The organism is uncultured Caballeronia sp. (assembly GCF_964243625.1).
Classification (GTDB): Bacteria; Pseudomonadota; Gammaproteobacteria; order Burkholderiales; family Burkholderiaceae; genus Caballeronia.
The window spans coordinates 1-6,498 of the sequence record NZ_CAXTGZ010000348.1; the positions used below are offsets into that span (position 1 = coordinate 1).

The window sequence follows — 6,498 nt, forward strand, 5'->3', positions numbered from 1 at the left end:
TTCCACACATCGATGCATGCGCGGTGCACGAGTTCGTGATCCGAATGAAACAGGCCCAGGGGAACAAGAAGGGTGCGAGCAGCATGAAGACGCACTGCTTCGCCAAGCTTGCTCGCGATTGATTCGACGGTCGGAGCCGTCCCGTAAGGAGCATATTGTGCATCGAGAAAGTCGCCGCGCTCAGCGAGCGCACCCAGGATTTCCAGCGCGAAATCGTCTTCGCATGCGCGTTCGCGCATCGCCTCTGCCGCGTTAGTAAAGCCGCAGTGCTGGTCCCAGTCAGTTGTCACGTCTTCAGGAGGGCATCCAGAGAAGACGGTATGGACCACCGACCCCGGATGCGCCGCGATGAAAGCACCACAACTGAATACGGCGTCGTCAAAGTGCGGGGACACGACCAACGGGTGCGAGATATTTTCTGGCATGGCGTCTTCGGGCTGACATGGTCCGACCAAAAACGCAAAACGCGGACCTGATGCCGGGATGCTCTCCCACGACTTCAGGTCCGCGTTCGACAGGACGTATCCCGCAGCGAAGACGCCAAGGTTTATTCGGCTGGCGAGAACGCCCTCACGCGTGTGCGAATCTCTTCGAGTTCGCCGGTCGTGTACGGACGCTGTTCGGCGTCGATTGCTCGCTGATAAGCCGCGCCGTCCGGCAGACGGTTTAGCAGCGCACGGATTTCGCCGGTCATCGTATGGTCTGCCGGTTCGAAGGAGTACAGGCGGAGTTTTTTCTCGCCGCGTTCATACATGAACCAGGTGCACGTCGCGAACACAACCACGCCCACGATTTCCTGGAGACCGAGGATGAACGTAGCGGGAAGGTCCCAGGCCTCCAACATGACGATCGCAAGCACCCCTGCAATGGCGAGCGTACCCGTTGCGGCAAGGCTGTCGCGCATGTCTGCGACGAGCCGTTGTTCGCGTTGGTTTAGTTCGAGGCGGCTCGGCGCCACAAGATGGGTCTGTGGGGAATGGTCGAAAAGAGGGAGTGATGCCATGGTGCGGGTTCCATCGAGTGAATCGGAGTTTCAACCTGCTTCCAGTGAATTAACGGGCACCCGACGGAAAAGTTGACGCCAAAAATTGGGCGCGGATCAAAAAGAAAAGTGGGGTCATGCAGGTTTTTCCGACCGTCCATACATCTGCCAGATTCCATGCATCAGGGCAACGCGGTCGCCCGGCAGGACATGCATTGCGCGCTGCATTCGGTGTTTGTGCCGGCTGAACCCACATAGGAGTTAAAATTGTCGATGGATCTGAAAACGCAACAGCGGGACAGCCCGGGTCGGCCAAGGCAGCTTGACCGGAGGAGCGCCCGACGTAGAACCGTCGGTGCAGGCGCCGCCACTTGACACCGGCGACGAACTCGACGCGCGGCAGCCGCCAGACCTGGCGGACACGACGGCAACTTAGGTACGAATCACCTTTGAAATCATGTGCTTCTGTCCCTAAAAAATGCTGTTTGAATATAATGGCCACCGTCCTTGCCTGATCGGGCAATACGCTTCCGGATGCAAGAAGGTAGTAAAAGAACGAGCATCGGGGCGTTTTCCTCCCGTGGTATTCGCATTGATGTGCCTGCCAGGATCATCGTTGCCGCGCGCGCGTTCAAGCAAGCGAACCGGCACCTATCGACCATTGAAGCGTCATGAACCGAGGCCCACGGAGTGAGTGAGACACCAACATCAACGGCGCCGCCACCTGGCGATGACGCGAGCCGTGAGAACGCAACCGGGGACGGTCCGGGAGCTGCGCACCGGTCGAGTACACTAAGCTTTCCGGTGGTCGGCATAGGCGCGTCCGCAGGCGGCGTCCAGGCGCTGCTGCGCTTTTTCGAAAATGCGCCGGCGGATATGGGCATGGCGTTCGTCGTCGTGTTGCATCTGTCGGCCAAGCACGTCAGCAGCGCGGACAAGGTCTTGCAGAACGTGACCCGCATGCGGGTGTTGCAGGTCAGCGGGCCGACTCCCATCGAACCAAACCACGTGTACGTCATCGCGCCGGGCAAGAGCCTGACCATGACGGACGGGCACCTGGACGCGAGCGATGCCGAGTCTCATACGGGCCGGCCGGTCAGCATCGACAGGATGTTCCGCAGTCTCGCGGAGGCACATGGCCAGCATGTCATGTGCATTGTCATGTCGGGTACCGGCAGCGACGGCGCGGTTGGGATCGCCACCGTCAAGGAGCGCGGCGGCGTGACGCTCGCGCAAGAACCGAACGACGCCGAATACGGTGAGATGCCGCAGAACGCAATTCAGACGGATCAAGTCGATCTGATTCTGCCGGTCGTCGAAATGCCGCAACGACTGCTGGATATCTGGAACAACGCCAAACGTATCGCGTTGCCGGACATCGATGCACCCGCGTTGACTCTGAACGACCGGGCCGACCGGCGTGGCGAGGCAGAGGTTGCGCTGCAGGACATCCTGTCCACGCTGCGCTCGCGTACCGGCCACGACTTCCGCTTCTACAAGCGCGCGACCATGTTGCGCCGTATCGAGCGTCGCCTGCAGGTGAACGGCGTGCCGGACCTGATCAAGTATCGCAACCTGCTACGGGAAAATCCGCGGGAAACGGGCGCGTTGCTGAAGGACATGCTGATCGGCGTGACGAGTTTCTTCCGCGATCGTGAAGCCTTCGAGTCGGTCGAGCGCGATGTGCTGCCCGCGCTGTTTCATGGCAAGAACGACGGCGATCAGGTCAGGGCGTGGGTTGCAGGATGTTCGTCGGGAGAAGAAGCGTATTCGCTCGCCATGCTGCTGACGGAGCAGCGGGAGTTGCTGCGCTCCACCGCAAACATCCAGGTGTTCGCCACGGATATCGATGAAAGCGCGGTCGCCCGTGCGCGTGCCGGCGTGTATCCGGAATCGATCATGTCGGACGTGCCGCCGTCTTCGTTGCGGCAGTTCTTTGTCAAGACGGGCGCGCACTACGAGGTCGTGAAAAGCATTCGCGAGAAGATCCTGTTCGCCATGCACAACGTGCTGCGCGATCCGCCGTTCTCGCGGCTCGACATGGTCTCGTGCCGCAACTTGCTGATCTATCTCGATCGCAGCGTGCAGCATCAGGTGCTCGAGATGTTTCACTATGCGCTTTATCCCAACGGGTATCTGTTCCTGGGCAGCTCCGAGTCCGCCGATTCGGTCGAAGACCTGTTTACGGTCGTGGACAAGAAGAACCGCGTGTATCGCGCGAAGGCTGCCAAGTTGCCGAACCGGCCTGCGCTTACTACGCCGAGCATGTCGAACCAGGGACGCTACACGAACGTCGAAGAAGAGGGGTATGCGCTGATTCCAGGGCGCCGCAATTTCTCGTTCAGCGCGTTGCACCAGCGCGTGCTGGAGCAATACGCGCCACCCAGCGTGATCGTGAATCGCGATTCGAAGATCGTGCATATGTCCGACAACGCCGGCCGTTTCCTGCGTTACGTCGGCGGCGAGCCTTCGAGCAACCTGATTGCCGTGGTCCTGCCCGAGTTGCGGCTCGATCTGCGCACTGCGCTGTTTCAGGCCGTGCAAACCGGCAACAGCGTGGAAGCGCGACGCGTGAAGCTGCAGCGCGATGGTCATCCGTCGTTTGTGAACATGACCGTGCGTCCGTTTCACGATGCCGCCGCCGACGCCGACTTCATCCTCGTGCTGTTCGACGAGGTGCAGGAAGCGATGACCGAAAACGCGGTGGCAGCGGAGCACCACGCGGGTCACGACACGGTGATGCAGCAGCTCGAACAGGAACTGCACCTGAGCAAGGAGCAGTTGCAGACGACTATCGAACAGTACGAAACATCGACGGAAGAATTGAAGGCGTCGAATGAAGAGCTGCAGGCCATCAACGAAGAGCTGAGATCGGCCACGGAAGAACTCGAGACCAGCAAGGAAGAACTGCAGTCTGTCAACGAGGAACTCATCACGGTCAATGCAGAACTGCAGGCCAAGATCGAGGAAATCGGCAAGGCCAACGACGACCTGCAGAACCTGATCACGTCCACGGACATTGCAACGGTCTTCGTGGATCGCGCGATGTGCATCAAGCGCTACACGCCTAGCGCGACCACCGTGTTCAACCTGATCGGCGCCGATGTGGGACGCTCGCTCTTCGACATCACGCACAAGCTGAAGTATCCCGAACTCGCCGATGACGTCAGCGCGACATTCCAGTCGCTGCGTCTGATCGAACGCGAAGTGGCGACCAACGACGGCCGCTGGTTCCTCGCGCGTTTGCTTCCTTACCGGACGGCGGACGATCGTATCGACGGCGCGGTGGTGAGCCTCGTTGAAACCACTGCGCGGCGCCGCGCTGAAGCGAGTGTGCGCGCCGGCGAAGAACGCCTGCGGCTGGCAGCCCAGACGACCAACGACTTTGCGATCATCGTGCAGGACCCCGATGGCCGTATCGTGAGCTGGAACGCCGGGGCCGAGCGCGTGTTCGGTTATTCGGAGCATGAGGCGGTGGGGCAGAACATCGATGTGATCTACACCTCCCGAGACAATGAGGACGGTGTGGCTGGCCGTGAGCGTGACATCGCCCAGCACGACGGCCGCGCCGACGACGAACGCTGGCATCTCGCGAAGGGCGGGCGCAAGGTCTATTGCAGCGGTGTGGTGACGCCGTTGAACGACCCGAAATTCACCGGGTACGCGAAGATCGTGCGCGACCTGACCGATCGCAAGACGCAAGAAGATGTGCGCCAGACGCAGCTTGCGGAAGAGCGCGCGGTGCGGGCGCAGGCCGAGGCCGCGAACCGGCTGAAGGACGATTTCCTGGCTGTGCTGTCGCACGAGTTGAAGCATCCGCTCAACCTGATTCATGTGAAAGCGGAAATGTTGCCGCGCATTCCGGAAGCGCGTGGCGTGGCGGCCATCCAGCTCGCGGCGGACGCTATTCAGCGGGCGGTGTTGGGACAGGCGAAGATCATCGACGACTTGCTGGACTTGTCGCGCGTGCGCACCGGCAAGCTCGCGCTCAATCTCGCGATGAGCGACGTGGCGCAGATGCTCGCGACCATCGCGGACGCCATTGAGTCCGAAGCGGCGTTGCGCGGCATAACGCTGTCATTCGATGGACTTGGCGCGCCGCTCTGGACCGAGGTCGACCCCGTACGCTTTGATCAGATCGTGTGGAACCTGCTCTCCAACGCGCTGAAGTTTACGCCGCGCGGCGGGACGGTTTCGGTGCGGCTGACACAGGAAGGTGACGAACTGCGCATCGATGTCGCCGATACTGGCCTCGGGGTCGACGCGCCGCTGTTGCCGCATATCTTCGAGATGTTCTCGCAGGGAATCGAAGCGCGGCGCAAGACGGGCGGCGGCATGGGTATCGGGCTCGCGCTCGTCAAGCAGCTCGTGGAAATGCACGCGGGCCGCGTACTCGCGCAGTCCGAAGGCGCCGGACGCGGTACTTTGATGCGTGTCTGGCTGCCAGTCGTCGATGGCCGGCCGGGAAGCGGCGACATGGCGCAGGAGCGCAACGGTTCGCTTGGCGGTGTACGCATACTGGTGGTCGACGACGACTCGGAAACCGCCAGCGCGTTCGCGGCGCTGCTGCAGCTCGAAGGTGCGGTGGTGGCGACTGCGCACAGCGGTAGCGAAGCGCTCACGTACCTCGATCATGAGTCCGTCGACCTGATGCTGTGCGACATCAGCATGCCCGGCATTGACGGTTACGAACTCATCGATCAAGTGCGGTCGAACGCGCGGCTCGCGAGCTTGCCCGCGATTGCGCTGACGGGATACACCAGCAGTGCGGAGGAAAATCGCACCCGGGCGAAGGGGTTCGATTTGCTGCTGACGAAACCCGTCTCGCTCGATGCATTGACCGCCGCTGCCGAGCAGGTGCTTTTATGGCGCGGCGCGCACGGTGGCGGCACGCACACCGGCCCATGACGCAACCGCTATTTGTGGATGTCGTCGCGCAGCAGAATGACATCGCGTGTGGTGACCGGCGACGCGTTGTTACCCCATGTCGTGCGGATGAACGTAAGCACTTGCGCGATCTCGGTGTTCGTCAACATGCCCGCATATGCGGGCATGTTTTTTCGCGGCGGCCCGTGCTGCGTGTCGGGCGAATTGCCGCCTTCGATCATCAGCCGGATCAGCGACGTGGTATCGGGGCCCAGCACGGCCGGGTTGCCCGCGAGCTTCGGATACTTTTGCGGCATGCCCTGCGCCTCGCCGCCGTGGCATTTAGCGCAATACGAGAGGTAGATCCCGGCGCCCGGCCGTTCGATGTTACCCGTGTGCGCCGCAGCCGTTGTTTGCTTCGCACCGAGCGATCGGGGCCTGTAGGCCCCCGAAGGTTGTTCTGCCGGCAGGCTCTTCAGATAATGCGCGATGGCATTCAGGTCATCGTCGTTCATGTACTGCATGCTGTCTTCAACGACCTGCACCATGCTGCCGAACGTAACCAGATCGCCGCCATGCCCTGACTTCAGGAACGCCGCGATCTCTGCTTCGTGCACGCGGCCGCGACCCGCGCCGGGGTCGCCGGTGAG

At 61.6% G+C, this 6,498-nt stretch carries 4 protein-coding genes; 1 reads left to right on the forward strand and 3 read right to left on the reverse strand.

Translation table 11 applies throughout. The features are described from left to right. The coding region (locus ACFFAR_RS21240) for a PIG-L family deacetylase (RefSeq protein ID WP_174363077.1) at positions 1-425 on the reverse strand (425 nt) is incomplete at its 3' end. A gap of 122 nt (positions 426-547) precedes the next feature. After that, positions 548-1,003: a hypothetical protein gene (locus tag ACFFAR_RS21245; protein ID WP_174363076.1), complete on the reverse strand. Its 456-nt coding sequence runs from the start codon at positions 1,001-1,003 to the stop codon at positions 548-550. Positions 1,004-1,786: 783 nt separating this feature from the next. Here ACFFAR_RS21245 and ACFFAR_RS21250 point away from each other — a divergent pair. Next, complete coding sequence (locus ACFFAR_RS21250; protein ID WP_375508408.1) at positions 1,787-5,890, forward strand: CheR family methyltransferase; 4,104 nt, start codon at positions 1,787-1,789, stop codon at positions 5,888-5,890. Between the two features lie 8 nt (positions 5,891-5,898). Here ACFFAR_RS21250 and ACFFAR_RS21255 read toward each other — a convergent pair. Next, the coding region (locus ACFFAR_RS21255; RefSeq protein ID WP_375508407.1) for a c-type cytochrome at positions 5,899-6,498 on the reverse strand (600 nt) is incomplete at its 5' end.

Excerpts from the sequence above, each read along its gene's own strand:
- ACFFAR_RS21245 (WP_174363076.1), bottom strand. The coding sequence starts at position 1,003 with ATGGCATCACTCCCTCTTTTCGACCATTCCCCACAGACCCATCTTGTG.